The following is a 26563-nucleotide window of genomic DNA, read 5'->3' as shown; positions in this document are numbered from 1 at the left end:
TTAGTTTTCGATCTTCGGATCGTTCGGTGTTGCCCGGTTGGCCAGCGCGCCGGCAATAGCCGCTAGGGCAACTCGCTGGTTTGGACTTCGGACTTGCCGGAGTATCAATGCATCAAGGGTAAGGCAGTGCCGCCGGCGCCATTCGTCTCTAGCATTTGCACGCGCTACCTCTGGCGAAGCACCAACCCCAATTGGTCGTGGATCAGGATGCATCTTTGACTCACGCAGCACCTTTTCCACCGGACTCCTGGCTTCTAGTAAACCGTTTTGCTGGAGTTTGCCGGCGGCGGGCAAATAGTGACCGATATCACCCAAAGCGTTACCAAGGGCTAACCAGTCCTGAGGACGCATGAGCAGGAATGCAGGCGGCACTCCCAGCACATCGGCAATGCGCTCAAGCGTATCGAGGTTTGGATTGGCGGCCGAGTCATCCTCTAGCGATTTGAGCGAGCGAAGTGTGCTTCGAGCAATCCCCGTCTCGGCTTGCAACCTGGTGGATGTGACTGGCCCTGGTAAGCCGCTGTCGCGCTGCTTACCTGCAACCGCCATCACCGCACTCAGATTCTCGCTAAAGAAGCGTCCAAGCGGCTTAGGTGGGTTTTCTGGTGACCGGCTGTCCATGTTGATCTCCCGTATTCGATGGCGGGAGATTACTCAAGAAGATGGGTAGTAGCCATCATTAGTGGAGTGCTAGCGATCCATAAATATAAAATTTGGAGCGCTTACGCTCCAATAACGATTGTGCCGTATTCAATACGTTCCCAGTCGATCGCTCGGCGTCGATGGCACTACTGAGTAGATATTCTGTTCTTTCTCGCTGGACATGGTTTTGCCGCTATGTGGGTCCGGCAGGGTGCTTTAGGCTCTGCACTTGAGGTATCTCCCGTTTTACCGATAACGTGTAGATTCCTATCCTCGCCGCCCCACCCGGCTGCGCCCCATCAATCAAGATCAGAAGGAGTCGGGGCGGTGTCTTCAGCCCCGGTAGTAATCATGGACCAGACAAATCAGCCTGCACTTCAAGTTCAACCAGCATGGGCGGTCAACAACCCATACCTTGGGATTCTGGCACCGCGATTTTTCGCTGACGTGAACGCTTGTGACTGGTCCGATCTACCACGGCGAGTGGTTCGGATGTTTGAAACAGTTGAGATGCAATACTCATCTGAAGCTGAAGCGAAAGCTCTGGGGATGAAACTGCATGCTTTGCTGCATGATGGGGCGTTCTTGCCCAACTCCCCCGTGATGATGAATAGTGAACACGAGAACAGCGCTAATCTATTCGCCTGCCATGTACTGGCTCCCCCCCTGAATACCAGCGCCATGAAAGTCGCCGGAAAGATCCACGACGGATGTGGCGGCATTGGATACGACCTGACATCGGTCGACGATCCTGTGGCCATGACAATGTTCATTGAGCAGCAGACAGCAATCCTCAATCCAACCCGTAAACGCAAAGCTCACAGCGCTGTAACTCTCCATGCCGACCATCCAATGGTGTCCTCTTTCATTGGCATGAGCAGTTCGCTGGAGATCACACACACTAACGTCGAACTCGACGGTGAGTTCTTCGCCGCGTTGCATCGCACAGACACTAAGGCCACTGCCACCTGGGACGCTGTCTGCTCATCAATCTACAGCACCGGTCGCCCCGCCATCGCATTCGGCGAGCATAAGTCCCTTCGCTCTCCAAATGGGGAACGTTTGATTCTGAACGTTTGCGGAGAGAGCTTGCTTCGCGAAAACGAGTCCTCACTGATCGGCTCACTGAACGCTTCGAGGTTCATCCACGCTGGTGTGTTCGATGAAAACCGCTTTCAAGAGGCTGTAAGCCTTGCAGTGCGTTGCCTGGATAACCTTCACGACATTCAGAATCACGCCTCTGAGGAGGTTGCTGAACGATGCAAGGAAAGTCGCAAGATCGGTCTGAGCGTCATGGGATATGCAGACGCTTTGTTGCTGATGGGAAAACGCTACGGGACTGAGCAGGCACTGGAGTTTGCCTCACGCGTGATGGCACTGATGAAATCGGCTGCTCGGTCAACCAGTGAGCTCTTAGCAACCAACCGAGGCAGCTGCAGCCCTAAACTGTTGCACCCCGGCGAGCCGCTGCGCCGAAACGCTTCCCTGATGGCCATCGCTGCAAATGGGACTTTGAGCCTGATGGCAAACGTGTCTGGTGGAATCGAACCGGTTTTTAGCTATGTGCTTCGCCAGACTGTTGAGAACCGGGTAATTCACCAGCTCCAACCCACCCTCCGCCGCCTGCTTATAGGGCATGACTTAAGTGCTGCGGTGATTGATGAAATCACTAATCAGTTGATCAATGGAGATGCACCGTGTGAGATCGCTCTGATCCCAGCCGCAATACGGGAAACGATGATTCGTGCACATGATCTCACTCCAAGCGACCACATTCGCACCCAGGCTACGTTCCAGTCGTTCATCGATGGGGGGATTTCAAAGACAATCAACCTGCCCTCCAGTAGCACTCTAGACGACATTGCAAAGGCTATTCTGAACGCCCGCGCAAGTGGTTGCGTTGGGGTATCTCTTTATCGGGATGGGAGCATCAGCGGGCAACCTACACAGATGGCCAGCGCCAACGAGTCGACTTCAACAGTAGTCGCCGCTTGAAACGCCAGTTGGTCGTATCCTTTGACGGGCCGAAAGCCACAGGCAAGACGACTGTGCTTGAAGCTACGGCTCCTTGCCTGCGGGCGGCAGGCTACAATGTGGTTTGTCTTTGTGAAAAGGAGCTCGACCCTTTCCGGCCGGTAACATTGGAACTGATCAAGGAGCTCACTTCAAATCCGAACCTAGGGTTGGAACGTGAAGTATGTCTACAGTTGGCTAAAGGAAGGGCATGGATCACAGAGAACGCCATTGAGTCACAGGATCTTGGCAGCATTGTCCTGATCGATCGCTGGTACCCGTCAGACTCCGCATTCCGGAGAATCCTGCCCTTTCCTGAGATACTGCAGCTGAACCTCGACATGGGCGTACGGATCCCTGACCTACACGTTGGGGTTATCACAGCGCCGGATATCTCGTGGGAACGTGCTGCGAGGCGCGCTCGCGGACTGAATAGCCTGGTGATCAAAAACGCTGCAGAACACTCAGCTTGCTCAGCTGCATTCGAAAATGCCATCGCGAAGTATCAGTGGTTCTCCTGCCGCAATGAATTGACTGTGCAAGATGCGGTCAACAATGTGCGCGACGGTGTCCTGCGTGTATGCGCCGACTTAGCCATTAAAGGATGAATTACCCAGTAACGCCTTCATCGTCACTGAAGGCGACAACTACAACGGAGCTTGAAGTCAGGTCGTGGCTGAATTGCTCAATCAGTCCGGGGGCTACAAGGTCGAGGGAGAAGACGATCCACCAGTTTATCTGGAGATTCGCTTCATCGATTAGAGCCAGTGCTCTGGGATGGGTATTACATAATTTTTAGCCACGGATTGGAGCGTTGCGATGATTTCCGTGTGACGAGCGCGCTCTATCTCTTGCCAGTGCGCACGTCGAGCAAGAAGAGCTTTCAGCTCTGCTAAATTGTACATCTTGAGCCGGTGGAAGTTCCCCCAGCTCGGAGTGCCAAATAGATTGTAGATCACCACGGTACCATCACGCTCACTAGCAAGTCGTTTGTCGCCCGTAAGCTTTTCCACCGCCTCTTCAGCATCGTCTCTATCATCGTAGGTATTGATAAGTTTCATATGGGCCCGGAGCAAATGTTTGGACGGATTGTTTTCGATAGCACTGACTAGGCTGTGCGGTCGCTGACCGTAAGCCAGTTTCCGCTCAGCTCCATCCTAGAACTCAGTCACTCTTCGAACGCTTGATTTTTGAACTTAAGCAGATTGCAGTTTTCACGCACAGCCCGCTGCGTACTGTCATCGAATCCTGCAGATGATTCGGCCTCAATCTCGACTGAGATTCTCACATTGACCCCCGGTTTCTGTGTAAACAGCATCAATACCTCGTCGGCCAAGTCTGAGAACTGCAACTTAGCTTTGACCGGATCGAGTTCAACGGTGCCGAAGAACATCCGCTTTTTGGCAACAGGGCCCGGTGCTGGCATAGGGGCCGGAGAGCCACTGCTGGAGGGCGAAGGCAAAGGTCCAGAATCGTCATCCGCATCATTCCCTGTAGCATTACTTCCTGATCCAGCGCCCGACACGTCGCGTCCATGCGTCGCAGGCATAGCAGCGGCCTCGCGCTCAGCGGCCTCGGCCGCAAGCTTGGCCGAAAAGTCGGAAGCTGCCTTGGGTTCGATCAGCAATAATGTGTCGTCGAAAATCACCGAAGTGTTTTCGGCGAATTGGAAGCCCTGATAGCGGCCTTCCTCATTGCCATAGGCGACGCCGAAGAAGTCACGCGAACTTATTCCGACACCAATCGCCATCCGTAGAGTATCCGCGTCGAGGAGCCGAGGCAGATACAGGTAATGACATGTTTTGTGCCAAGTCTCGACCGCGCTAAAGGCGGGAGCATCATCTTTCCAAAACCATGTCCGCATCAGATTTGACAGATGGATGGGTGACCATTCGGTGATGAGTAGTTCGTGTTCTTTGAGAATTTTCTCAATCTCGTCGGCACGATTCGCCACTGCCGGGTTAACTTGGAAATGCTCCCATTGGAGATCACCGATGCCCTTACCAGGCTTAGCCTCCTGCATGGGGGCCAATAGCCATTTGTAGGTCTCGCGCACCATGCGCGCCAGACCTTCGTTGGCCTGTTCGAGGCTACTCGACGCTTGCTTGGCTTGGTGCTGATCGAGATTGAGGCGGCCCTCCTTCACATCAGCCACGATGGACTGCCAAGCGAGCGCTGAGCACACATGATCCTTGAGGCGGCTGACGTTGTCGGCGTCCGGCGCCAAGAAAATCAGCCGATTTTGTTTCTGCCGGGCCAGATCGCCGCGTTGCTTCAAGATCGCCAACGCGGCATCGGTCGCTGGGCCTTGCGCAGATCGCCCAAATGTGGCCTCTGGATGCAGGACCACGATCCGCAACGCCAAATCATCAGGAACACTCGCGCTCTCAGTGAAGACGTGTACTCCGCCGAAGGATCCAGGCGTAAAACGCAGTTTTTCGCGTATGTAAGGGTAGACATCCTCACGTAGGTTGAACCGGCGCTTGCGGTCTTCCATTTCACGACGAAGATTTGGCCGGGTATCGAACCAGTATCTGTTATTCGCGCTGTTGAAGTATTGAAGACGGTCAACCAAGGAGCGGACGCCATCCTTATAGTGTCCCAGCACCTGCCCAGGCTGCGCGCAGCCCAGCATCAGGTTTTCAAGCTCAATGCCCCTATGGTGCTTTGATCCGCCAACAGCCCCGGCATCTGGAGCAGATCCGAGGAATACGGCTCTCGCGATTCGGCGGCAAGCCAAGATGGACCCGAACAGCGGCTTCGCGTTGTCGAGTTCAGTCGTGATCGCCCGCTCGCCATCAATATCGCGCTCGAGGACGGGATCCCACCCCTGTGGCAGATAGTAGATAGCCTCGTTGCGGGTGTCCGAGTCATACAGCGGCAGACTTCCAGGCTGGATCATTAGATCATTATTGCCGTCAGTCCAAAGGCGATGGATCACCTTGGCCATGAATTTCAAAATACCGCGGGTGCGCTGGAAATTGTCAAGCGAGGACCAATCCTCGTAGAGCCTATCGAAGACCTCCGGATGGATCGGATACGCATGCTTCATCCGCTCAAAATAGTGGCTGTCTTGTGTATCTGGGGGAAAATCTCCAGCGTTGGCTGAGTAGAAGTCCGCATAAGCCCGGCACACCTCTTCTGCGCCTAGCTGATCAGAGATGTTGGCGAACAAACGCCGGCGTACAATTTCGAACGCTTCTTCGGTTGCCACAGGCTTCCATAGCGCCTGAACACGTCCAAAATAATGTTCTAAAGCCCGTAAAGCTTTTATCCCTTGTTGGCTGCCTGCCTCCCGATCAGAGTACGGCAGCGATGCCAAGAGTATTGCCGTTGGCACTGCCTTTAATGCCTCGGTGAGTGACTGGACAAAAGAAATTTGTGTGTCGTATGTGCCGCCAGAGAGAGTCTTACCCTCCTCAAACTGGGAGACGAAACGAACCAACTCATCCATTAATATGATGCAAGGCGCACGCGAGGCCAACATCTGGGCTAGCGCGCCCTTACCAGGCGCAGTGCCATTTTCATCGGCCTCCTGCACCATCGCGTAGCTCTCCGCGCCTCCAAGTTGCCAAGCGAGCTCACCCCAGATCGTCTTCACAGCGAACTCGCCATGCTTGCGTGGCTTGCTAGCCAAGTCGAGCAAGTCGACACCATCTAGCACCGCGACGTTTGCCCTCGGCAGTTCTTGGATACCTGCCGCGTCAAGGATTGGCGAGATGCCTTGGAGCTGACTTGCTGGAAGTGTGCCTTTCGCCAAGTGATAAACGGCGAGCAGGGTATGTGTCTTACCGCCGCCAAACGCAGTCTGAAGCTGGACGACCGGATCGCCACCTTTGCCAGCGAGGCGCTTGACTACCGAGTCGAGCAACAGGCGCATACCCTCGGTGATGAACGTACGCTGAAAGAACAGCGCAGCGTCCTGGTATTCCTCGGATGCCGAGCCTTGATGAACACGCGAAATATCGGCCGCGAATTCGGCCTGCTGAAACGTGCCTTTGAGGACGTCCTCATGAGGAATGGCGATCTCGCGCCATGGTTTAAGGCTCATTCTTTTGCTCCCTTAGATTTCAATAATGCCTTGCGAGCCATACTGGCCCTTCTCATGCGAAGCGACTTCGATGGCAGTCCACGAAGCGATCAACTCGTTATAGGCGCGGGCCTCGTCGGCCCAGCCTTTCCGCTCACACAGCGTGTAAAGGCGGTAAGCGAGATTTCTAATGTTGTCCGCTCGTGCCGGCATTCCCCCTAGCAACGAGCCAGATGCGGCCTCCCCTTGCGTTTGGAGAGCCCTGATCATTTGATGCAAAGCCTCCCAAACTGGAGTGTTGTTGTCGTTCTCTGGCATCCAATCGGCTGGATATTCCGAAGGTTTGAGTAGCCGGACCTTTCCGGCCCCAGACTCCACAACGCCTGCCGCACCCAGGCCTTGTACGCTGGTTCCCTTCGCGCGAGCTAATACGTCTGCTTGACCAAAATCGCCTTCTGCCCAACCTTGGCCATCAAACCAGGAGAGGCAAAACTGGGTGTCCGAGTCAAAGTCATCTACACCCTCGGTCAGCATCTTATTGATCAATGTGAGCGCGGTGTGGACGGTCATAAGTTTGCCGTCGGCTTCAAGGACGGCCGAGTACTTCGAGAAAATCGCCATACCTGGCCCGATCACGGCCTGCGCCAAATCGACTGGGGCCACCGGCGAAACGCCTTCTGCACCACCGATCATTACATCGAGTGCCTCGGCCAAATGCTCTTTGAGTTCGCGTTGGAATTCGCGCCGGGAAATAGCCTTCGCATCCGCGTCGCGCTTGCGACAAACCAAGACAATGGATGAAGCCAATGCGTTGGAGCCAATAGCTCGTCCTCGCACGCCTCGCTCCGTTCGTACCGGCCACGTTCCCGTGATTACAAATTCAGCCTTGATGACGGACTCAAGGAAGCTTTCCCATCCGGACGACGCTGTGCCCGTCGCTCCAGTGTCGCTCTGTTTGAACGCGTAGTAGATGGTCACCGGTACCGATTCGTTGGCCTTATCATGCATCCGCTTTAAAGCCAACGTCATGCCGTCAGTGAAATGCTTCATCGCATCGTTGATATCATCGTAGAGGCTATGCGAAGCGACTAACTCGTCGGCCTTAGGCGTTTGCCGTGTCGCAAAAATGTCTGGAAACACTTGACGCAGGCAAGGCCGCATCCAAATGTAGAAAAAATCGGACAAGTTCGAGTAGGGCACGTTGTCGTAATAAGGCGGGTCAGTCGACACTACGGTTTGAGTTTCGATTGGCAACGACGCATTAGCCGCGTCGAGCTGCATGGCGTGGCCAGTTGCCGTGGCTGGCAACAAATCTATCACCCTGGCTATCCAGCCAAGGGCGCTTATCCAAGATCCGCCGCCGTCCGTTAAAGGATTGACTTCGCCATAGTCCCAAACAATGGGCAAAGCATGTGTAGTGAAAGCGCCTTTAACAAATTCACCACCAGATTCCCATGAAGACAAAGTGTTCCAGTAATTCGCCACTCTACCCACACCGCAGGCCAAGTAAACTGATACCGCCTCAGCATATGCGGTCGCGCCCGTGCCCCCTTGCTCGAGGCCCAGGTTGTCGTCCCTCATCCCCGCTTTGATCGCGTCTTTGCGAATCTCCTCTTTAGCTTCAACTACCAGAGCGCAAAACGTTGTTAGCGCGAATTGCTGTCGCAGATTGAAAAGGCTTTGAAAGGTCTTCATGCCGTAGACAACGACATTGGTGCAACCCGACCAATGAAGGATTTCAGCCTCGGGCGCGCTAGGCTCCATCGCCGAGAAGTCTGGCTCCTCCATTTCGCTAGCCGCGACATAGACCTTGCCTTTCGTCGTCTGCACGACCGCCGCCATCAGTCTCTGCCCCATACGCCCAGCCAGCCCTTCCGTTCGGATATAGGTGAGCGGAATCGGCGAGTCGGTTAAAATACAAACACCGCCACGGCCTCCGACCGTGCTCTTGATGGCTGGTGTGCCACCCTCCTGCAGAACGAACGAATAACTAAGCTTGTCGTCGGCGACCTGAGGCACCATGTAGATCTCGCGGCCCTCACGTTTCGCGAGTTGGAAGGACTTTGCGAGCGGAATATGCATGCCACCAGCAGCCGGATTAGGACTGGCTACTGTTCGGCACCATAGCCAAGTTAGGACCGTACCCGTACCGCCGCCCAACCTGGCCGGTAACTTTATCTGCGCATAGCGCTCCCCCAGCCTCTCTGCAGCTTTTTGACCGATCCAGGTGCCGTATCGGCGGAGATCCTCGGACAGGCCCCGTGCACCGGTCCAAAGCTCGGGAATGCGCTGCTGCCGTGCCGCCAGTGACAGTGGTCCAACCGGAGCCATGTCTTTAAACTTCGGCGGGATCTCGATCATCGCCTTGTTCAGAACAACAGGAACAGGATTGAGGTCGGTAGCGTAGCTCTCAAAGCCGAGGCGCTGTGCTTCTAAAGGTAGAGATCCGCCACCCGCGAACGGGTCATGAAACACTGGCAGCACCTCGGGATCAAATCCGGGAACGCCAGGATTGAGGTCGCACGTCTCCTTCCACGATTTGCGGATCTCCGCGCGCGCGCGGTCAAGGACCTCTTGGTTGTCCGTGTTCTCCCACTTGACCAAATCCCGAATGATATTAAAAAGTCGCTCCCGCTCGACCTTTGCCCTCTCCTTGTTTACGCCGCGGCCTAGATGTCGCTCATAGCCAGGGTCATTGACCATCTGTGCGAAAAGGATGGCGCGTGCAGATGCCAACGGACGCCGGGCAAACCAGAGATGGAGCGTCGATGGATGCCCATGGCGGATTGACTTTTCTTTTGAGGAGGCCGCATTGATGTCGTCGAGCGGCAGTGCCACTTCAATCAGCTTCTTGGGTGTTTTAATCAGTGTCATGCAGATTTAGCCTTCGAGAGCAAGGACGCGAGGTCCAAGTTGATGCTTGTCACTGCCCAATCAGGCTCTTGCGTGAATGGGTTGCGAATATAGTGAGGACCTTCGTGGCTTTCACCGTCGATGATTACGATGGCCAAAATAAATTTATCGGCTTGGTTGAGCCCGTAGAGAATTTCATTGCGCGTGACCGTGATTGTCGACTGACCTTTGGACCGCCCTTTGACCTCGATATGCCTTGCCTGGGGAAGCTTGCCGTCTAGGGAGGGAACAATCGAAGTCATGTCCCAACCGCACTTTTCAGCGGACACATCGACTACCTGATGCCCCATGGCCTCCTCGGATTTACGGACGGCCTCCATGGCAACCCGCTCAACGCGAGCACGGGCTGTGGCATCAGCGGTCCAGGTCTGGCCCTCTGCATCCCCGCGACGCTGCGCGAGTAGACCAGCAGGGATCACCAACGCCCCGCCGACCACCACCGGCGTCGCTGAGACTACATGGCGGGAGGCGCGAAGTTCTTTGGTTCTCGACTCCAGGCGGGCGGTTAACTCGTCCACGGTTCGGCGGACGTTCTCGAGCGTCAAGCGCACGTCTTTACCCGCAGCCAAGTCGGTCTTAAACTTTTCATGGCGATCCGACCAGTAATCGATCTCCTTAATCAAGCGCTCATGGACGGCGGTAAGATTCTTGTCAACGTGGGTTTCGCGACGCTCCCGGATTTCCTCAAAGTGTTCCGGCACAAGCTTTTCGGAAGCATGCGAGAGTGCCCGTTCCTCAAAGTCTTTGGTGATCCAATCAGCGTCAAGCTCGGGGCCGGCAAGCGCGCGCTCCTCCGCGCTGATCGGATTGAGATCCAGGTGGGGCGCCCAGCCCGCGTTTTGAACTACGCCGTACCTATCTACCGACACGAACTGCAAGCGGCGGGATACTACCAGCGCTCTTTCGTCACCCTCGCGAACTGAGTGATCAATGAGAAATAGTAATTTCAGTTCAAGGCTTTCGTCGTTGGGATCTACAAACGTGGCACCTTGCTTAAGCTTGCCCCGATGCTGCTCGAGCATCAGATCGACCACAGAATGCATAAGCGGATGCGCAGGATGGACCAGACTGGCCATCGCCTCGTTAGGTCGATCAAGAAGGCGAACAAACTTTTTCTCGAAGCAGACGCGCTCGTATTTAATCAAGACCGGATCCATGTTCCGTCGATCACGGCCGCTGATCTGGCGATCACGCTCACGAATTACGCTCGGCACGAAAGTAATCTCATATCGCCCTGAGCCGCGCGGGCGAAGGTCTCCACCCAGACGCTCGAATGCCTGCGAAAAGAAGGACCTGATGAAATACGGCTGAAGCTTTCTCGCTTCTGCTTTCTCCATTTCTTCTTTCAACGCGAAAAGTCGACGTTCATCCATGATTTCCTCAGCTAGCGCGTTGCGGCCGATGATATCGCGGAGGTGGCTTGTGTCGAGCGCCCCCTCTACTCTTTGGCGAAGCCGCGCGCGCACGGCTGGATCGTCACCATAGCGAATGGCGTCGATTAGGAGCTCACGAAGGCTGACCCCATCGAACACCTCGCCCAACACATCGAATACTCGACCTCCGAGGGCCTTGCGCTCAATCTCGATCTTATCGAATAGCTTCTGGAAGACGTCGCCCTCGCGGGTCTCGTTGGCAACTAAATTCCAAAGGTGACAAACCTCTGTCTGCCCAATACGGTGAATGCGGCCGAAGCGCTGCTCCAAACGGTTCGGATTCCATGGCAAGTCGTAGTTCACCATTAGATTGGCGTTTTGCAAGTTGACACCTTCGCCTGCTGCGTCAGTGGCAAGCAAAACACGAGTATCCTTGTCGTTACGGAACAACTCTTGGACTTTCCGGCGATCCTCGCGCTTGACTCCACCATGGATCATAGTCACTGCCTCGGCGCTTCCTAGAAGCCCGCGGATTTGGACTGCGAGGTAGTTGAGTGTGTCGCGGTGTTCAGTAAAGATGATGAGCTTGCGCTGCAGGCCGTCATGGCCAAGCATCTCAGGGGTATGCTGCAAAAGCTCCCGCAAACTTTCCCACTTCCGATCTTGGCCAGAGTGAACCAGCGCGCGAGCCTGCTCTTCTAGATGGCCAAGCGTAAGGATCTCCAATTCGAGCTCAGCAATTGTCTGTGCGGCAGTGGCTTGGTCGACTACCTCCTCTTCGAACTGCTCATAGTCATCGGGGCTCATGTCCTCAGCGCTGTCCCAGATATCCTCACCGACACCTACGGTTAGAACGGTTTCGGCCAGCAGCTTGCCGCCGCGCTGCTTGACTCTTTCGTCTTCAACACGGCGCTTCAATTTCTCGCGTCGGCGCTTCAAGGACTGATAGATGGCCTCTGGGCTCGAAGCTAGGCGGCGCTGCAATGCTGTTAGAGCGAATCCCACCGTGCCTTTTCGACCGCCACCTAGCTTCTCGGCACGATTCATTTCCTCTTTGACGTATGCCGTGACACTGGCGTAGAGCGTAGACTCCGCTGGCGAAAGCTGATAGTTGACCGTATAGGCTCTTCGCTCAGGAAATAGCGGCGTGCCGTCGAACTTAAGCAAGTCTTCTTTGACCATGCGACGCATCATGTCATTCACGTCGACCTTATGCGCTCCATCGCGGAATTTTCCGTAGAACCTGTCAGAGTCCAACAGTGACATGAAAAGCTGAAAGTCCTCCTCTTTGCCGTTATGCGGCGTAGCGGTCATCAGCAGAAAATGGCGTGTAATTCCGCCCAAGAGCTTGCCAAGTTTGAAGCGCTTGGTCTCGTTGACCTTCGCGCCAAACCACGTGGCGGAAAGCTTGTGGGCCTCGTCGACGACAATCAAGTCCCATCGACTGTTTTCAAGCTTCTCTTGGAGGTCTTCAGCACGGGAGAGCTGGTCAAGCCTAGCCACCATGAGCGGATTATCCTCGAAGGCATTACCACCACGGCTTTGTTGCTCGAGATCGCGTGAGAACAAGGCGAACTCCAAGCCGAATTTCTCATAGAGCTCATCTTGCCACTGCTCGACAAGGCTACCAGGAGACACAATCAAAATACGGGCGGCATCCGCACGCATCAGCAGCTCTCGGATCAGAAGCCCGGCCATGATAGTTTTCCCGGCACCAGGATCATCTGCCAACACGTATCGTAGTGGTTGCCTTGGCAGCATCGACTCATAGACAGCAGTGATCTGGTGGGGAAGAGGGTCAACGTTTGAAGTGTGGATGGCCATCATCGGGTCGAACAGATGAGCCAAATTGATCCGGTACGCCTCTGCGGCCAACTTAAAATCGGCACCATCCGCATCGAACCCCCAAGGACGCCCCGCAGTCGCAAGACAAAGCGCAGGCTCATCCCTGCGAAACACCACTCGCTCGCCGAGACGGCCGTCATCAGATTTATAGATGACAGTCATAGCGTTGTCGCCCAGCGGATCGGCGCTCACGACGCGTACGACCTTGCCCTCTTCGATTCCAGAGATCAGCGCGCCTTTAGCTATGGCTTCGAGCTTCATAAGAATCGTTCCTTTTTTGTTCGATCGAACGCCTGGCGCGCCGATGGCCATGGAAGAAGCCGATGGCTTCGCTGTCGTTGGTTTTACTAGCAGTCATACAGAGGCGTCACGTTTGGCTTATGCCACAGGCGGGGCGCTCTAACACCGTGATGCATTAAAGCGCCTTTAAGCCAAGGGTAATAGTATGCGGAATCAAGACCAGGGTCGTAAGTTCTGACCGTCTTGCGCCCAAAAATGTAGCCCGGCAAAGCGGTCCGCGTTTCAATAATCAACGCATTGTCGCACATAGCGGAGTGGGTCACGGCCAGCTTGTCTCCCTGGAGTCGCGGGAGCGGTACCAGCACCAAATCTACCATACGCGCCCATTGATCATCTTTGCCTAAAAGCTCGCGTTCCTGGGTCTTAGTAGCCGCCGGGCGCACCTTCGCGATGAATGAAAAGTGCCTGAGCTCTGCCGCTCGTGGCCGTACACCCCGTACATGCCGGCTGAGGCGATATCGGCGAGCTGGAACTATTCCACGGCGCTTGAGTACCAAGGTCGAGGATCGGCAGCATGTTTGAGAGATCGGCCGCGTCGAGCCGTCGACGTCCAGTTCTGACCTTCTCGGACGAAAGCCCAAAATTTTTCAGCTATACGCATGGATTCGGTATGCCAGACGGTATCCCGCCTATCATTTCAAACAAACCAAAACTAGATAAATCAGCAGATTAGAAATTTGATTCAGACCTCCCCGGCCCACCAAATACAAAGCACCACCAAAACCCGCCCTGTGCGGGTTTTGTCGTTTCTGGATAAAGCAAATCCCCTCCTCCCCCTCCCCCAAACCAAAAAGGTTGCATACCAACCAATTCGGTAGAATAATCCCGAAAAATCCCACAAGGACTTTCCGGTGCCTTTCCTGCGCAGCGCTTTCGCTCTCATTCACCAGCACCGCCGGGCGTTTATCGCCCTCAACTTGGCGTTCTACGGGCTATTCGCCCTGCTGATGCTGGTCACCGCCTTCACCCCCGAACTGCAAGGGGTGTTCAAGCCCAATATCGACAAAGCCTTCGCCGAGCCCGGGTTGTTCAAGATGGCGGGCGATGCCTATGCCAGCAAGAATGTGCCGTTGGCGATTGCCATCACTTTTCTGGTGAATCTGGGTGTTGCGGTGGGGATGACGACGCTGCCTTCGCTTGTGTTGCCGTTCGCCGGGATTGCGGTGACGTTGCACCGGGGCTTTTTGTGGGGGGTGATGTTTTCGCCGGTGGGGGCTGATCGGGCGACGTTGATTCCGCATTCGCTGACGTTGCTGATCGAAGGGCAGACTTATGTGCTGGCGGCGTTTGCGGTGTATGTGCAGGGGCGGATGTGGTTGTGGCCCGCGCGTTATGGGCTGGTCTCGCGCTGGAGCGGGTACCGGGCGGGGTTGCATGCGACGGGCCGGTTGTATGTGTTGGTGGTGCTGGCCTTGCTGATCGGGGCGGTCTATGAGGCACTCGAAGTGATTTACCTCATGCCGTATCTCGTGTGAAGACGTTTCGTCATGCCAGCCTGCTGATCAAGCAACACAAGTGGTTGCTGATCCTGCTGGGCGTCGCGTTCTACAGTGTGGCGATGACGGTGTCGTTCCCCGAGTTTCGGCTGTCGCTGGGGACGCGGCACGGGGTGTGGAGCCACAAGTTGCTGGGGTTGGTCAGGGGGTTGTGACGCTGTGATGCCCCAGGGCATCCATGGCGGCGACGATGATGAGCGGGCGCCACACATGGTGGATGCCTGAACGCACTGCCACCAGCGCTGTGGCCCCGAGTCCGGTCAGTGCGCTGGTGACCCGCACCAGGCGTTCTTGCGAGGCGCTGGTCAGGTCGATGCCCAGGGCTTCGTACACCATCAGGCCCATCTGCATCAGTTCGGGCAGTTCGCTCTGTTCGCCTTCCACCAGACGGTTGGCAAACGCTGAAATACCCGGCCAGTCAAAGGTGAAATCCACCAGAATTTCGATCACCGCGCGCTCACGCGCAGGGCCCGGGGGCAGGTCGGCGACTTGCTCGACCAGCGCCTGCATATGCTCGAGCCCGGTGCGCAGCGCAGCGTCGTACAGCGCCTGTTTGCTGGGGAAGTGGTGCAACAGACCGGCTTTGGAATAGCTGACCGCATCGGCGATCTGCTGAAGTGACGTGTGGGCAAAACCATGCTTGGCAAACAGCCCGGCGGCACGGTCGATTATTTCGGCATTGAGTTCGGATTTGGTCATTCTAGGCATCGCGCGAGCGTAGCATAGGGCCTGCCAAAACCGTTAACGTCCCGATGTGTCGATCGGCACGTCGCAAAGGCCGCCCATCAACGACGGCGCCCCTTGGAGCCATCCGGACTTGCCATTACCCTGAGCGCCTTGATCAGACAACTGGAAGTCCGATACCCGTGCTCAAGCCTCTCGCTGTTCTCGTACTCGCCTGCTCACCTTTGCTCGCTTGCGCCGCCGACCTGGCCGGCGTGTGGCGCGGCACCCTGGGCAAATCCGCGATCACTGTGTGTTTCAACGGCGCCCATGGCGCCAATGGCAGTTACTACTACCAGCGTATTCGCACGCCTATCCAGCTGACCCAGGCCAACGCCAGCGAGCCGTGGGTGGAAGAAGGGCAAACCGGGTTCTGGCAACTGGACGATCCACAAGGCGATCACCTGGACGGCACCTGGAGCAAGGCCCCTGGCGGCAAGACCCTGGCCGTGACGTTGACCCGCGCAGACACGGACGGTTGCGCCAGCGACGCCTATAACAACCCGCTCGAAGCCATCCCTCCGCCGGTCAGCATCGAGAAAAAGACCTTCAATGAGCGCCCCTATCAAGTGAAGACCCAGGGCGGGGAAGTCACGCTCAAACTGAGCGGTGACGGCCCTGCCCTCGACAAGATCAATCGCGACCTCGCGCGCATGGCCACAAGCCCCGAGGGCCAGACCGACTATTATCGCGAGCGGCGCAACGCCCTGGACCAGAGCGGCGGCACCACCACCAGCGAGATCACCGTGGACCCCGTCTACTGGTCCTCGCACTGGGTCACCGTGCGCTTCTATCGCTGGTCGGCGGGCTACGGACGTGGCGGCATCAGTTGGGGCCTGCACAGCTGGAACCTGCAAACCGGTGAAAGTGTCGACCCCTGGACCTGGCTGGGCACCCAAGAAGAATGGGACGGCCCCTACGCCGGCCAGGTCAAGCTGCCGGCCACCTTCAGCACGTGGCTGGCCAGGCAAGCCACGGTCGACGAAGGCTGTCCCAGCGTGACCAGCTATTCCACCTTCGACTTGAGCTTCAACACCCAGGGCCTGCTACTGTCGACACCGGCTCAGGGCGACGGTTGTGACAATGAGCTGAGCTTCACCTGGGAGCAACTGGAGCCGGTACTGACCGCAGAAGGTCGAGCCGCATTGCCCAGTTTGAAGGCGCCGTGAGCACTATCCGCTGTTCGTTCACGAATTGTTAAGAAACCCATACATATACTAGCCGATTGCCAGGGTCACTCCGTCGAGCGGCCCCCTGCCCGGTGATCCCCCGCCATGACGCGTCCCGCTCCCTTGCTGTTGCTGCTTGCTGGCCTGCTGTTCTTCTTCGCTTTGGGCAACCATGAGTTGCAAGGTTCCACCGAGGCCCGGGTGTCCGGGATCGCCATGGCCATGCACCTGGACAACGATTGGGTGGTGCCGCGCCTGTTCCGCGAACCCTTTCTGGAAAAACCACCGCTGAGCCTGTGGCTCGATGCCGGCGCGATCCGCGCGTTTGGCGGCACCACCTGGGCCGTGCGCCTGGCGTCGGCGTTCGCCGGGCTGTTCAGCGTGATGCTGTTTTACGCCATGCTGCGCCAATTCGGACGGCCGAAGCCTATGGCGTTCTGCGCCGCGCTGATCCTGGCGACCATGGCCAGTTACTGGGGCAATGTGCGCGGTGTGGGTGAGGACTCGTTGCTCAGCCTGGGCGTGACCACTGCCCTGCTGGCGTTCTACCAGGCCGTGCGGCCTGATCGCCAGGGCTCCGCTGCGTGGGCCTGGGCGCTGTTTACCGCCGGGATGGTCATCGCCACCCTGAGCAAAGGCGTATTGGGCCTGGCGATGCCGGGCATCGTGATTTTTGCGTACCTGCTCTCCACCAGCCTGATGGACAAGCGCCTGCGCGTCGGCGACTGGCTGAAACCCGGGCTGTTCACTGTGCTGGCGCTGGTGCCGCTGCTGATCTGGCTGGGTTTCCTGTACCAGCGAGGTGGCCTGCAGGCGGTGGGCGAGGTGCTGTGGACCAACAGCGTGGGACGCTTCAGCGGCTCGTTCGTCGAGGCCGGGCATTACGAGCCGTTTTATTACTACCTGGTGAAACTGCCCGAGGCGTTTCTGCCGTGGAACATCCTGGTGTACCTGGGCTTGTGGCACTTCCGCAAAAGCCTGGTGCGTAACCGCTACCGTTTGTTCTTCAGCGTATGGCTGGTCGCGCAGTTCACCTTGCTGACCCTTGCTTCGAGCAAGCGCACGGTCTACCTGATGGCGTTGACGCCAGCCGCTGCGGTCCTGGCCGCCGAGTATGCTGGCGTGCTGCTGGCCTGGCTGAAAGACCACAAGCCGGCGCTATACACACTCCGTCGCCCGGTGATCGGCGGTGTATTCACCCTGGCGGTGGCTTGCTACCTCACGGCAGCGTTCTGGTTCGCGCCCAAGGCCGACGCGCATCACTCTTTCGTGCCGCTGATTCGTCAGATCCAGGCACTGCAAGCCGAGGGCAGAGAGGTGGTGTTGTATCGACCCAACGAGCGGATTGCCGGGGCCAGCGTGTTCTACACCCAGGCCTATCTGCCGATTTTGCAGACCGAGCCCGAGCTGCGCCGTTACCTGGCGGCCAAGCCCGGCAGCGTCGCGCTGCTGGACCACACCGACCAACTGAATGAGAAGGTGACGGTGATCAAGCAGATGGCCGTCAACCGCCAGCCTTACTACTTCATCGAGCAGTAAGGCCGGCCCAGGGCGTCAGTGTTTGGTGACCTTGTCCAGGTAACCCATGGCGAACGCGGAGATCACGAACGTCATGTGGATGATCACGTACCACATCAGGTGCTCGGGATCGACGTTCTTGGCGTCCATGAAGATGCGCAGCAAGTGGATGGAGGAAATCGCCACGATGGAGGCCGCCACTTTCATCTTCAGCGAGGAAGAGTCCATGGTGCCCAGCCAGTTGAGCTTTTCCTTGTTGTCATCGATGTCCAGCTGCGAGACGAAGTTCTCGTAGCCGGAAATCATCACCATCACCAGCAAGCCGCCCACCAGCGCCATGTCGATCAACGAGAGCAGCACCAGGATCAGGTCGGACTCGGCCATCGAGAACACGCTCGGCAGCAGGTGCACCACTTCCTGGAAGAATTTCAGCGCCAGCGCCAACAACCCCAGGGACAGGCCGAAATAGATGGGCGCCAGCAGCCAGCGCGAGGCATACATAGCATTTTCGATAAAGCGTTCCATTGGTTCTCACACAGCGTGGCTGAAAATGGCGGCGAGTATACCAGCCGCCGCTGGAGCGCTGTCACCGCGCGAGAAAACTGCCCGAGGCGGCATCTGTAAGAGAATTTTTCTGCTAGTGTCGAGCCCATCCACTTGGCTCGATGACGTCGGACAGGAAACCCCCAGATGATGGATGTGCGATTCCCTTTGGCCAGCCTTGGCCTTTCAGCGGCATTGCTGCTGGCCAGCGGCTGCTCCCCCAGCGACGAGCAGAAGCAGACCACCCTCGAAGAGAAAACCGCAAAGTTCGAACAATCCCTCGACAGCATCCAGGACCCCAAACTGCGTGACGCCATCGCTGATCTGGGCGGCTCACTGCTGTTGCTGGAGCGGGCCCGGGTCAAGCTTGCAACCAAGCCGATCGAAGCCGAATACGGCGAAGACACCCTGGCCCTGCTCAAGCACTACCCCACGCCCCAGGCACTGGTGGACACCTATATCAACGGCTTGTTCGTGCTGCGCAAGACCTCCCACTCCGACTACCTGACGGACCTGCAACCCGTCTTCCCGTTCAACTTCAGCCTGCCGGAGCAATTCCCCTTCCCCCATGGCCTGGAGTGGCAGTCGGTGACCTTGAGCAACAATAAAGTCATCCCCTTTCAGCCGGAATGGTCGGAAACCGATCCCGGTATCCAACTGAGCCCCAGCAGCTCCAACCTGACCAACCCCGATGACCTGACCGTGACCTACCCGTTCATCGACGGCATCGAGACCGAAAACAAAAGCCAACCACAACCCGTCAGCCTCAAAGGGACGGTCGAAGTGGTGGCACCGGGCAAAGTACTGACCTTCGACCTGACGAAAAAAGACGTGGGCCACAAGCGCACCGAGGGTGCGATCACCGTCAACCTGCTGCTCCTGGAAAAGAACTACGCCGAAATCGAGTTGACCAACAACGCGCCCCTGGCGCCGGAAGTCGGTGACGAGTCCCCCAACCCGCTGCTGGTGCAGGCCCGTGACAGCACCGGGCAATTCCTCACCCGCGCGGGCTCGATCAATGAAAACGCCGCCCAAGTCGCGTTCTACGAGAAGCAACTGGCCGAGATGCAAAAACAGACGGCCTGGTCCGAAGCCTTTGAAAAAAAGCTCACCGACGAGCAGAAGGCCTTTGAGCACACCCAGAGCAACCACTACGCCAAGGTCTACTTCAACGGGCAGATCGAGCAATTGCAGGTCAATGTCATGGATTTTTCCACCGCGTCGCTGACCCGCAGGGACCTGGACCTGCCGGTGCTGCGCTTCGACAAGAACAGCCTGCAAAAAACCGTACAGCCGCTGCCGATGCCCGTGACCGTGTACGACGACAGCGCCGCCAGTTGGCTCAAGGACGCCACGCTGACCGAAGACCAACTGAAAAACAGCGTCACCATCAGCCAGTCCGTCGAAGACGCCAGCGCCGCGCATATCGTGTTCGACCACCCCTTCACCTTCAACGACGACCTGGTGGGCAGCGAGCGCAACAGCAGCGAATCGCCGGTGACGTTCTTCACCGCCGACGAGAAAGGCGAGCGCGGGGAGCCCATCGAACTGCCGGTGGAAGCCTTCGAACTGAACCCGGCGCGGGGCACGCTCACCTATGACCTCAACCTGTTCCCGGAAAACCCGGCGTTCGTGGTGGGCTCGATCCCGCTGTTCCTGGCGACCATCGAGAAGGGCACGCTGGATGCGGCCCGGCTGCCCAAGGGCTTGTCGCTCAAGGACAACGCGTTGATCGTCGACCAGAAGGCGTTTCCGTCCGACAGTTGGCGCTTCTACGCCAAGGACGCCAGCGGCAATTACCTCAAGGAAATTCTCGGCGTGAGCCATCGCGCCGAGGAGTACGGCACGGCGCTGTTTGATGTGCATTACTTCTACGGCCAGCCGACCGTGCTGGAGAGTTACCAGCGCACCGACCTGAGCACCGTGCAATACGGCTTCGAGGTCAAACTGGACAAACCCGAGAGCAAGTAGCCGGTCTAGAGGGCCAGGCGCTTGTTCCCGCCATTGATCTGGCGCAGCAGGCCTTGCAGGTGCAGGCACCAGATCTGTGGATCATCTGCCAGCTCGTAGCCGTGCAAGGTCAGGCTTTCCACGATGGATTCCAGAATGTTTTCTGCCACGAAGGGCCCGGGGAACGGGCCCTGGGACTTGATGGTGGAGGGTTGTTCGCCGGTCATTCCGGCGGCAAACAACAAGGTCCACATCCCGTTATCCCCCGCGAGAGGGCGAATGGAGCATTCGATACGGGTGACCAGGCCCAGGCACTGGCGGGTAAGGCAAAGGTTGCGCGGCATGGCGGCGACCCTCGGTAGATCGGTGTTCAGCCTCACCGCACGATGGGGCTGTTTCTATCCAGCGACTCCTGTGGATATCCCTTGAGCTGAGAATAGAAGAAAACCACGACAAACCAAGGTTGTAGGGACCAACGGGCGTTGGCCCCAGTGAATCAGAGTCAATTTACTGACAAAAATACCTTCGCGGGCGTGAGCAAACCTGCCATGGGGTGAACAGGCATGTTTGTAGTGAGCGGGCTTGTCCCGCGCTGGGGCGAGAAGCGGCCCCAACAAGGCTGGTGCGTTCTACCAGGCACACTGCGTTGACTGGTTTCAGGGCTGCTTCGCAGCCCAGCGCGGGACAAGCCCGCTCACCACAACAAGCCCCGTCACCACAACAAGCCCGCCCATTTCAACAAGCCCTCTCTCCACAACAAGTCCAGTGGCCACAGCAAACCCAGTGACAACAACGACTCCGCTAAAGCGTCAGCTCGGCTTGGCCTCGGCCAGTGCCTGTTGCGCCAGCTCCTTTTCAGCCTCTTTCAAATCGTCTTCGCTGATCATCTCCGCAATCACCCGCAGGCGCTCGACCACCCGCGCATTCACGGAGCCTTCGGGGAATTGCCCTTCCTCGTCCGGCTCACCCGCCGGTTCGCCCACCAGCAGGCTCAGGGCCTCATCGGCCTGGCGCACCGCATAGATATGGAATTGCCCGGCGCGTACGGCCTGCAACACCTTCTCGTCGAGCATCAGCGTGGCGACGTTGGCCTGGGGAATGATCGCCCCTTGCTCGCCGGTCAGGCCACGGGCCTCGCACAGGCGGAAGAAGCCCTCGATTTTCTCGTTGACCCCGCCCACCGCCTGCACTTCGCCGAACTGGTTGATCGAGCCGGTGATGGCAAAGCACTGCTTGAGCGGTGTCTTCGACAAGGCCGAGATCAAGGTGCACGCCTCGCCGAGCGACGCACTGTCACCGTCCACGTAGCCGTAGGACTGCTCCAGCGCGATGCTCGCCGAGATCGCCAGAGGGAATTCCTGGGCATACCGGCTGCCCAGGTAACCGGTGAGGATCATCACGCCCTTGGAGTGGATCGGCTGGCCCAGGTTGACCTCACGCTCGATGTCGACAATGCCGCTGCCGCCCGGGTAAACCGTGGCGGAAATTCGTGCCGGCACACCGAAGGCCGAATCGCCCACCTCCAGCACCGTCAGCCCGTTGCACTTGCCGACGGCTGCGCCGGCGGTGTCGATCAGGATGACCCCGGCGAGCATGTCGTCGAGAATCCGTGCCGACACCCGGCCCGTGCGCGTGGCCTTGGCCTTGAGCGCCCGCTCGATATGGCCGGAGTCGGTCATCTCGTCGCCCGCCAGGTGGCGAATGAAGTCCGCCTCACTGACCAACTGGAACAAATCTCCGATTCGCGCCGACAAGCGCTGCTGGTGCTCTGCCAGCCGTGCGCTGTAGGTGGCCAGGCGCGCCACTGCGTCCGAGGTCAGCGGTGCCATGCCTTCTTCCGAAGTACGGGTCTTGAGCAACTGGGCGAACTGCTCCAGGCTCTCGTCGACCATCGGGATGTCTTCGTCGAAATCCACCAGTACGCGGAACATCTCCTGGAAGTCCGGATCGGCGTCCTGCAACGCGTAGTACAGCTGGCGCGAGCCGATGATGATCACCTTGACCTGCAACGGGATCATCTGCGGGTTGAGGGTCACGGTGGCCAGACGGCCCAGCTCGCCCAACGGCGACTCCATCTTCAGTTTGCGCGACTGCAAGGAGCGCTTGAGGGCGTCCCACACGAAGGGCTCGCCGAGCATCTTCTCGGCTTCGAGGATCAGGAAACCGCCATTGGCACGGTGCAGCGCACCCGGGCGCAACTGGCGATAGGTGGTGTAGAGCGCGCCCTGATCAGTGCTGTATTCGATACGGCCGAACAGGTTGTCGTAGGTCGGGTGCGGCTCGAACACCACCGGCGCCCCACCGTTGACCGGGTGTCCCACCACCAGGCTCGGGCAATATTGCTCTTCAAGCAGCTTGCGGGCCTGGGCATCGGTCTTGGCGTCGTCCACCAGTTGCTCGACCACCGTCTTGAGCAGATACACCTGCATGGCTTGCAGATAGCCGCAGACCGCGGCGTTTTCCGCGTACTTTTCCGACAGCGGCGCGAGCAAAGGCTGCAAGGCCAGGGTGATGGTTTCTTCGTTGAACTGGCGCAGCTGGTTGTTGGACTCGCGTTTCCACTGCGGCAGGCTGGCGAGTTCTTCGTTCAGGCGCTCTTCCAGCTCGGAAATATCGGTATGGAAACGCTCGCGATCAGCTTCAGGCAATTGCGAAAATTCGGCCTCGTCCAGCGCCTTGCCGTCGAGCATCGGGGTGAACGCGATGTTGGAGCTGTCGCGGTACAGCGCCACGTCCTTTTCCAGGGCCAGGCGCTCGATCACGTCCAGAGCCTTGTCGTAACGCTGGTTGAACGCGCGGTCGATGGCGCTTTTGCGCTGCTGGTAAGTGGGGTGTTCGAAAACCGCCGGGAAGGTCGACACCAGGTTGTCGATCAACCCGCTGATGTCACTGATGAACGCCGCCGCGCCGCCCGCTGGCAGTTCCAGCGCACGGGGTTCGCGCGGCTCATCGAAATTATTCACATAAACCCAGTCCGCCGGGGTTTGCAGGCGTTTGCCCTCGGCCTTCAGGTAGCGTTTGACGAACGAAAAGCGACCGGTACCCGGCTCGCCCATGACAAATACGTTGTAACCGGGGCGTGGCATGGCCACACCGAACTGCAACGCTTCAACCGCGCGTTCCTGGCCAAGCACACCGCGAAAGGGCTCCAAATCATTGGTGGTCGAGAAGCTGAACTGTTCAGCGGAGAAAGGACGTGTCAGCGCTTCGGGCGCTAGACGCAAGCTGGCAGCAACAGGATCAGGCATCGGGCTTCCTTACATCAGGCGGGGCAGATGACGGCATTCTGGCTCTCGCTTGCGCGCTCTGGCAAGGCAAGCCGTTGGGAAAGCATAGACACGGGAGACGTCCTACAAAAAAATCGCGACATCGCTGATTGTTTTATAAAAAACCACGGAACCCCTGGAACGTGCCTAAACTCCAAACTGCGCGGGTTGGACTAATAACCGATCCCTCAGGGCGCTGCGACGCGCCTGAACCCTTGTCCATTGGTTTGCACACAAAGAGAACAAAGCTATGAAACGGATCCTTCTTGGTACTCTCTTCACCGTCGTTTCCCTCAATGCAATGGCAGAAGCACCAGGTGGCCCGAACTGTGGTTGGGGCAACATGTTGTTCGAAGGCCAGCGCGGCACTCCGGCTCACTTCCTCGCCTCCACCACCAACGGCACCTCGGGTAACGCCACGTTCGGCATGACCTCGGGCACCAACGGCTGCAGCACCAACAGCGCCCTGACCTACGGCGGCAAGTCCTGGATTGCCATGAACGGCATGATGAACGAGCTTTCCGAAGACATGGCCAAAGGCAATGGCGAAGCGCTGACCACCTACGCGGTGGTACTGGGCGTGGCACCGGAAGACCGCGAGCACTTCGCAGCAGTGACTCACCAGCACTTCCAGCAAATCTTCAGCAAAGCCGACGTGACCGCTGACGACGTGCACACCAACACCCTCGCCGTCTTGAAAGGCGATGCCCGTCTGGCCAAATACGCCACCCAGGCATAAGCTCGACCCGCCCGCGTCTTTCGAGGCGCGGGCTTTATTTTTGGACCCGCCTCCCCTTTGGGTCTCTCTTTTTCCGACTTAAGTTGCCCCTATGCTCAAACGCTTTGCCTGGCTGGCACTCTTCGCCTGCGCCCCGCTCTACGCGGCCCCGCATCTGGATGATCAACGTTTGCAGCAATTGGCCAACGATCCGTTCTGGCATTCCCTTGGCCATTACGAAGCCGGCAAGCTCAGCGGCTGGCGCAGTTACGTCAGCGACAAGAAATTCTTCCTCGCCCCCGACGGCGCCCATCATCCGGATGCCGAGCTCAAGGCCACCGTGGAAGCGCTCTACGCGCCGGCCAGCCTGGGCGAAAAACACGCTCAATGCGTTTACCCCGCACGCACCCGCTGGCTCAAGGATCAGTTGCACCTGACCGACCTGCCCGCCGTGGACTGCACGGAATTCAAACAATGGTTCAAAGACGTCGCGCCCCATAGCGCGGTGATGATCTTCCCGGCGGCCTACCTCAACAGCCCGTCGTCGATGTTCGGTCACACCCTGCTGCGCATCGACCAGGCCGACGTGCAACGGGACAAAACCGCTCTGCTCAGCTATGCGATCAACTTCGGCGCCTATATCGAAGGCTCGGACAACAGCATCCTCTATGCCTGGAAAGGCCTGATGGGCGGCTACCCCGGCCTGTTCGCCCTGGTGCCCTATCAGGAAAAACTCTCGGAATACCGCAGCCTCGAGAACCGCGACCTGTGGGAATACCGCCTCAACCTCACACAAGTCGAAACCCAGCGCATGGTCGAGCACGTGTGGGAACTCAAGCAGATCCAGTTCGACTACTTCTTCTTCGACGAGAACTGCTCCTACCGCCTGCTGGAACTGCTGCAAGTCGCCCGCCCCGGCCTGCGCCTGACCGAACAGTTCCCGCTGACCGCCATCCCCACGGACACGGTCAAGGCCGTGAAAGACGCAGGTCTGGTGGAAAAGATCGACTATCGCCCTTCCCGTGAACGCGAGTTGCTGGAACGCGCCAAACCGTTGGACGGTGACGAGCAGCAATGGGTACTGAACATCAGCGACGACGCCAAGCAACTGCAAGCCCCGGCATTCAAGGCCCTCGCCAAAGACCGCCAAGCCCTGATCATCGACGCTGCCTATCGCCTGGGCCGCTACCGCGCCAATGGCCTGGAGCGCGACAGCGAACGTTCCCAGCGCAGCTTCGAACTGCTGCGCGCGATCAACCAGAACCCCGCGCCGGATCTCAAGATCACACCGCCCGGCCTGCCGGAAAACGGCCACGAATCCCGCACTTGGCAAGCCGGCATCGGTACCCGTGGCGACAAGGCCTACGGCGAATATGGCCTGCGCATGGCTTACCACGACCTCAATGACAACGCCGAAGGCTTCCCCTTGGGCGCACAGATCGAAATCCTGCAAATGAAACTGCGCCAGTACGAAGGCAACCACTGGCAGTTGCAACAACTGGACCTGGCCACCATTCGCTCCCTGACCCCTCGCAACGCGCTGTTGCAGCCGTGGTCCTGGCAAGTCACCGGCGGCCTGGAGCGGGTGCCGGGCAAACACGACGATGAAACCCTGGTCAGCCACGTCAACGGCGGCGCCGGCGGCACCTGGCAACTGCGCGACGACATGCTCGGCTTCGCCCTCGGCACCGTGCGCGTGGAACACAACAATGATTTCAGCGAAGCCATCTCCCCCGCCGCCGGTTTCAATACCGGCGTGCTGTGGAAAAACCCTCTGGGCAACCTCAGCCTGGAAGCCAAGGGCGACTTCTTCACCAATGGCGAAGTCCGCCGCAGCATCAGCCTGAACCAGCAGTGGGAACTGTCGCGCAACCTGGGCCTGCGCCTGAGTGCACAACGCGAGTACAGCCATTTGTCCACGCCGGTCAATGAAGTGATGCTGGAAGTGAAGTGGTATCACTATTAAGAGAGCGAGCGCTTTTTGTGGTGAGCAGGCCTGTGTGGGAGCAGGCTTGTGTGGGAGCGGGCTTGCTCGCGAATGCGGTGGTTCAGCTGAAATATCTG

At 58.0% G+C, this 26563-nt stretch carries 18 protein-coding genes; 9 read left to right on the top strand and 9 right to left on the bottom strand.

Annotation, left to right across the window (positions count from 1 at the left end; translation table 11 throughout):
- Window positions 1–621 carry a helix-turn-helix domain-containing protein gene (locus ACW9IB_RS04440; RefSeq protein ID WP_457412527.1) on the bottom strand — a complete coding sequence of 207 codons (621 nt, stop codon included), beginning with the start codon at window positions 619–621 and terminating at the stop codon, window positions 1–3.
- 372 nt (window positions 622–993) lie between these two features.
- Here ACW9IB_RS04440 and ACW9IB_RS04435 point away from each other — a divergent pair, with 372 nt between their 5' ends.
- Together ACW9IB_RS04435 and ACW9IB_RS04430 are read left to right on the top strand one after the other, a co-directional pair.
- Window positions 994–2637, top strand: coding sequence for a hypothetical protein (locus ACW9IB_RS04435; RefSeq protein ID WP_457412525.1), 1644 nt, complete (start codon window positions 994–996; stop codon window positions 2635–2637).
- Window positions 2634–3263 carry a thymidylate kinase gene (locus tag ACW9IB_RS04430; protein ID WP_457412524.1) on the top strand — a complete coding sequence of 210 codons (630 nt, stop codon included), beginning with the start codon at window positions 2634–2636 and terminating at the stop codon, window positions 3261–3263. The genes ACW9IB_RS04435 and ACW9IB_RS04430 overlap by 4 nt, the downstream gene beginning before the upstream one ends.
- A 150-nt stretch (window positions 3264–3413) precedes the next feature.
- Here ACW9IB_RS04430 and ACW9IB_RS04425 read toward each other — a convergent pair whose 3' ends face one another.
- From ACW9IB_RS04425 to ACW9IB_RS04410, 4 genes are all read right to left on the bottom strand, one after another.
- On the bottom strand, window positions 3414–3716 hold the full coding sequence (locus tag ACW9IB_RS04425; protein ID WP_457412523.1) for a hypothetical protein: 303 nt from the start codon (window positions 3714–3716) through the stop codon (window positions 3414–3416).
- 107 nt (window positions 3717–3823) lie between these two features.
- Window positions 3824–6706 (bottom strand): ATP-binding protein, encoded by a 2883-nt coding sequence (locus tag ACW9IB_RS04420; RefSeq protein WP_457412521.1) that lies wholly within the window; start codon window positions 6704–6706, stop codon window positions 3824–3826.
- 12 nt (window positions 6707–6718) lie between these two features.
- The gene (locus ACW9IB_RS04415; RefSeq protein ID WP_457412519.1) at window positions 6719–9559 is read right to left on the bottom strand and encodes a DUF1156 domain-containing protein; all 2841 of its coding nucleotides are present in this window, start codon (window positions 9557–9559) and stop codon (window positions 6719–6721) included.
- The gene (locus ACW9IB_RS04410; protein WP_206663211.1) at window positions 9556–13128 is read right to left on the bottom strand and encodes a helicase-related protein; all 3573 of its coding nucleotides are present in this window, start codon (window positions 13126–13128) and stop codon (window positions 9556–9558) included. The genes ACW9IB_RS04415 and ACW9IB_RS04410 overlap by 4 nt, the downstream gene beginning before the upstream one ends.
- Window positions 13129–13967: 839 nt before the next feature.
- On the opposite strand from ACW9IB_RS04410, the gene ACW9IB_RS04405 reads away from it, so the two are divergent.
- Both ACW9IB_RS04405 and ACW9IB_RS04400 read left to right on the top strand, forming a co-directional pair.
- On the top strand, window positions 13968–14591 hold the full coding sequence (locus ACW9IB_RS04405; protein WP_457412517.1) for a hypothetical protein: 624 nt from the start codon (window positions 13968–13970) through the stop codon (window positions 14589–14591).
- Window positions 14588–14767 carry a hypothetical protein gene (locus tag ACW9IB_RS04400; RefSeq protein ID WP_457365740.1) on the top strand — a complete coding sequence of 60 codons (180 nt, stop codon included), beginning with the start codon at window positions 14588–14590 and terminating at the stop codon, window positions 14765–14767. The genes ACW9IB_RS04405 and ACW9IB_RS04400 overlap by 4 nt, the downstream gene beginning before the upstream one ends.
- On the opposite strand, the gene ACW9IB_RS04395 is transcribed toward ACW9IB_RS04400, so the two are convergent.
- Window positions 14754–15311: a TetR/AcrR family transcriptional regulator gene (locus ACW9IB_RS04395; RefSeq protein WP_457365739.1), complete on the bottom strand. Its 558-nt coding sequence runs from the start codon at window positions 15309–15311 to the stop codon at window positions 14754–14756. The two genes, ACW9IB_RS04400 and ACW9IB_RS04395, sit on opposite strands and share 14 nt — an antisense overlap.
- 167 nt (window positions 15312–15478) lie before the next feature.
- On the opposite strand from ACW9IB_RS04395, the gene ACW9IB_RS04390 reads away from it, so the two are divergent.
- Both ACW9IB_RS04390 and ACW9IB_RS04385 read left to right on the top strand, forming a co-directional pair.
- Window positions 15479–16504: a hypothetical protein gene (locus ACW9IB_RS04390; protein ID WP_457412516.1), complete on the top strand. Its 1026-nt coding sequence runs from the start codon at window positions 15479–15481 to the stop codon at window positions 16502–16504.
- A 105-nt stretch (window positions 16505–16609) separates the two neighbouring features.
- Window positions 16610–18043 carry an ArnT family glycosyltransferase gene (locus ACW9IB_RS04385; RefSeq protein WP_457412514.1) on the top strand — a complete coding sequence of 478 codons (1434 nt, stop codon included), beginning with the start codon at window positions 16610–16612 and terminating at the stop codon, window positions 18041–18043.
- A 15-nt stretch (window positions 18044–18058) separates the two neighbouring features.
- On the opposite strand, the gene ACW9IB_RS04380 is transcribed toward ACW9IB_RS04385, so the two are convergent.
- Window positions 18059–18547: a TIGR00645 family protein gene (locus ACW9IB_RS04380; RefSeq protein WP_457365736.1), complete on the bottom strand. Its 489-nt coding sequence runs from the start codon at window positions 18545–18547 to the stop codon at window positions 18059–18061.
- 165 nt (window positions 18548–18712) lie between these two features.
- Between ACW9IB_RS04380 and ACW9IB_RS04375 the strand changes: the two genes are divergently transcribed.
- Window positions 18713–20536, top strand: coding sequence for a hypothetical protein (locus ACW9IB_RS04375; RefSeq protein WP_457365735.1), 1824 nt, complete (start codon window positions 18713–18715; stop codon window positions 20534–20536).
- 5 nt (window positions 20537–20541) lie between these two features.
- Here the strand turns inward: ACW9IB_RS04375 and ACW9IB_RS04370 are convergent, their stop codons facing one another.
- Both ACW9IB_RS04370 and ACW9IB_RS04365 read right to left on the bottom strand, forming a co-directional pair.
- Window positions 20542–20859, bottom strand: coding sequence for a PA4575 family protein (locus tag ACW9IB_RS04370; protein ID WP_457412513.1), 318 nt, complete (start codon window positions 20857–20859; stop codon window positions 20542–20544).
- Window positions 20860–21324: 465 nt separating this feature from the next.
- Window positions 21325–23763 (bottom strand): Lon protease family protein, encoded by a 2439-nt coding sequence (locus ACW9IB_RS04365; protein WP_457412512.1) that lies wholly within the window; start codon window positions 23761–23763, stop codon window positions 21325–21327.
- A gap of 268 nt (window positions 23764–24031) precedes the next feature.
- Between ACW9IB_RS04365 and ACW9IB_RS04360 the strand changes: the two genes are divergently transcribed.
- The gene (locus tag ACW9IB_RS04360) at window positions 24032–24520 is read left to right on the top strand and encodes a DUF3015 domain-containing protein (protein WP_457365732.1); all 489 of its coding nucleotides are present in this window, start codon (window positions 24032–24034) and stop codon (window positions 24518–24520) included.
- Window positions 24521–24611: 91 nt separating this feature from the next.
- Window positions 24612–26465 carry an Lnb N-terminal periplasmic domain-containing protein gene (locus ACW9IB_RS04355; protein WP_457412511.1) on the top strand — a complete coding sequence of 618 codons (1854 nt, stop codon included), beginning with the start codon at window positions 24612–24614 and terminating at the stop codon, window positions 26463–26465.
- Window positions 26466–26563: the final 98 nt, after the last annotated feature.

Source organism: Pseudomonas sp. SDO524_S393 (assembly GCF_054071875.1).
Note: the sequence above shows the minus strand (reverse complement) of the source record. Positions and strands in the feature narration are given on the sequence as shown.

What these genes read in the sequence shown, in the direction of transcription:
- ACW9IB_RS04365 (WP_457412512.1), bottom strand. Translation starts at nt 23,763, where the DNA reads ATGCCTGATCCTGTTGCTGCCAGCTTGCGTCTAGCGCCCGAAGCGCTG.
- ACW9IB_RS04370 (WP_457412513.1), bottom strand. Translation starts at nt 20,859, where the DNA reads ATGCCGCGCAACCTTTGCCTTACCCGCCAGTGCCTGGGCCTGGTCACC.
- ACW9IB_RS04375 (WP_457365735.1), top strand. Translation starts at nt 18,713, where the DNA reads ATGATGGATGTGCGATTCCCTTTGGCCAGCCTTGGCCTTTCAGCGGCA.
- ACW9IB_RS04420 (WP_457412521.1), bottom strand. Translation starts at nt 6,706, where the DNA reads ATGAGCCTTAAACCATGGCGCGAGATCGCCATTCCTCATGAGGACGTC.
- ACW9IB_RS04435 (WP_457412525.1), top strand. Translation starts at nt 994, where the DNA reads ATGGACCAGACAAATCAGCCTGCACTTCAAGTTCAACCAGCATGGGCG.
- ACW9IB_RS04395 (WP_457365739.1), bottom strand. Translation starts at nt 15,311, where the DNA reads ATGACCAAATCCGAACTCAATGCCGAAATAATCGACCGTGCCGCCGGG.
- ACW9IB_RS04380 (WP_457365736.1), bottom strand. Translation starts at nt 18,547, where the DNA reads ATGGAACGCTTTATCGAAAATGCTATGTATGCCTCGCGCTGGCTGCTG.
- ACW9IB_RS04360 (WP_457365732.1), top strand. Translation starts at nt 24,032, where the DNA reads ATGAAACGGATCCTTCTTGGTACTCTCTTCACCGTCGTTTCCCTCAAT.
- ACW9IB_RS04355 (WP_457412511.1), top strand. Translation starts at nt 24,612, where the DNA reads ATGCTCAAACGCTTTGCCTGGCTGGCACTCTTCGCCTGCGCCCCGCTC.
- ACW9IB_RS04385 (WP_457412514.1), top strand. Translation starts at nt 16,610, where the DNA reads ATGACGCGTCCCGCTCCCTTGCTGTTGCTGCTTGCTGGCCTGCTGTTC.
- ACW9IB_RS04440 (WP_457412527.1), bottom strand. Translation starts at nt 621, where the DNA reads ATGGACAGCCGGTCACCAGAAAACCCACCTAAGCCGCTTGGACGCTTC.
- ACW9IB_RS04410 (WP_206663211.1), bottom strand. Translation starts at nt 13,128, where the DNA reads ATGGCCATCGGCGCGCCAGGCGTTCGATCGAACAAAAAAGGAACGATT.
- ACW9IB_RS04425 (WP_457412523.1), bottom strand. Translation starts at nt 3,716, where the DNA reads ATGAAACTTATCAATACCTACGATGATAGAGACGATGCTGAAGAGGCG.
- ACW9IB_RS04415 (WP_457412519.1), bottom strand. Translation starts at nt 9,559, where the DNA reads ATGACACTGATTAAAACACCCAAGAAGCTGATTGAAGTGGCACTGCCG.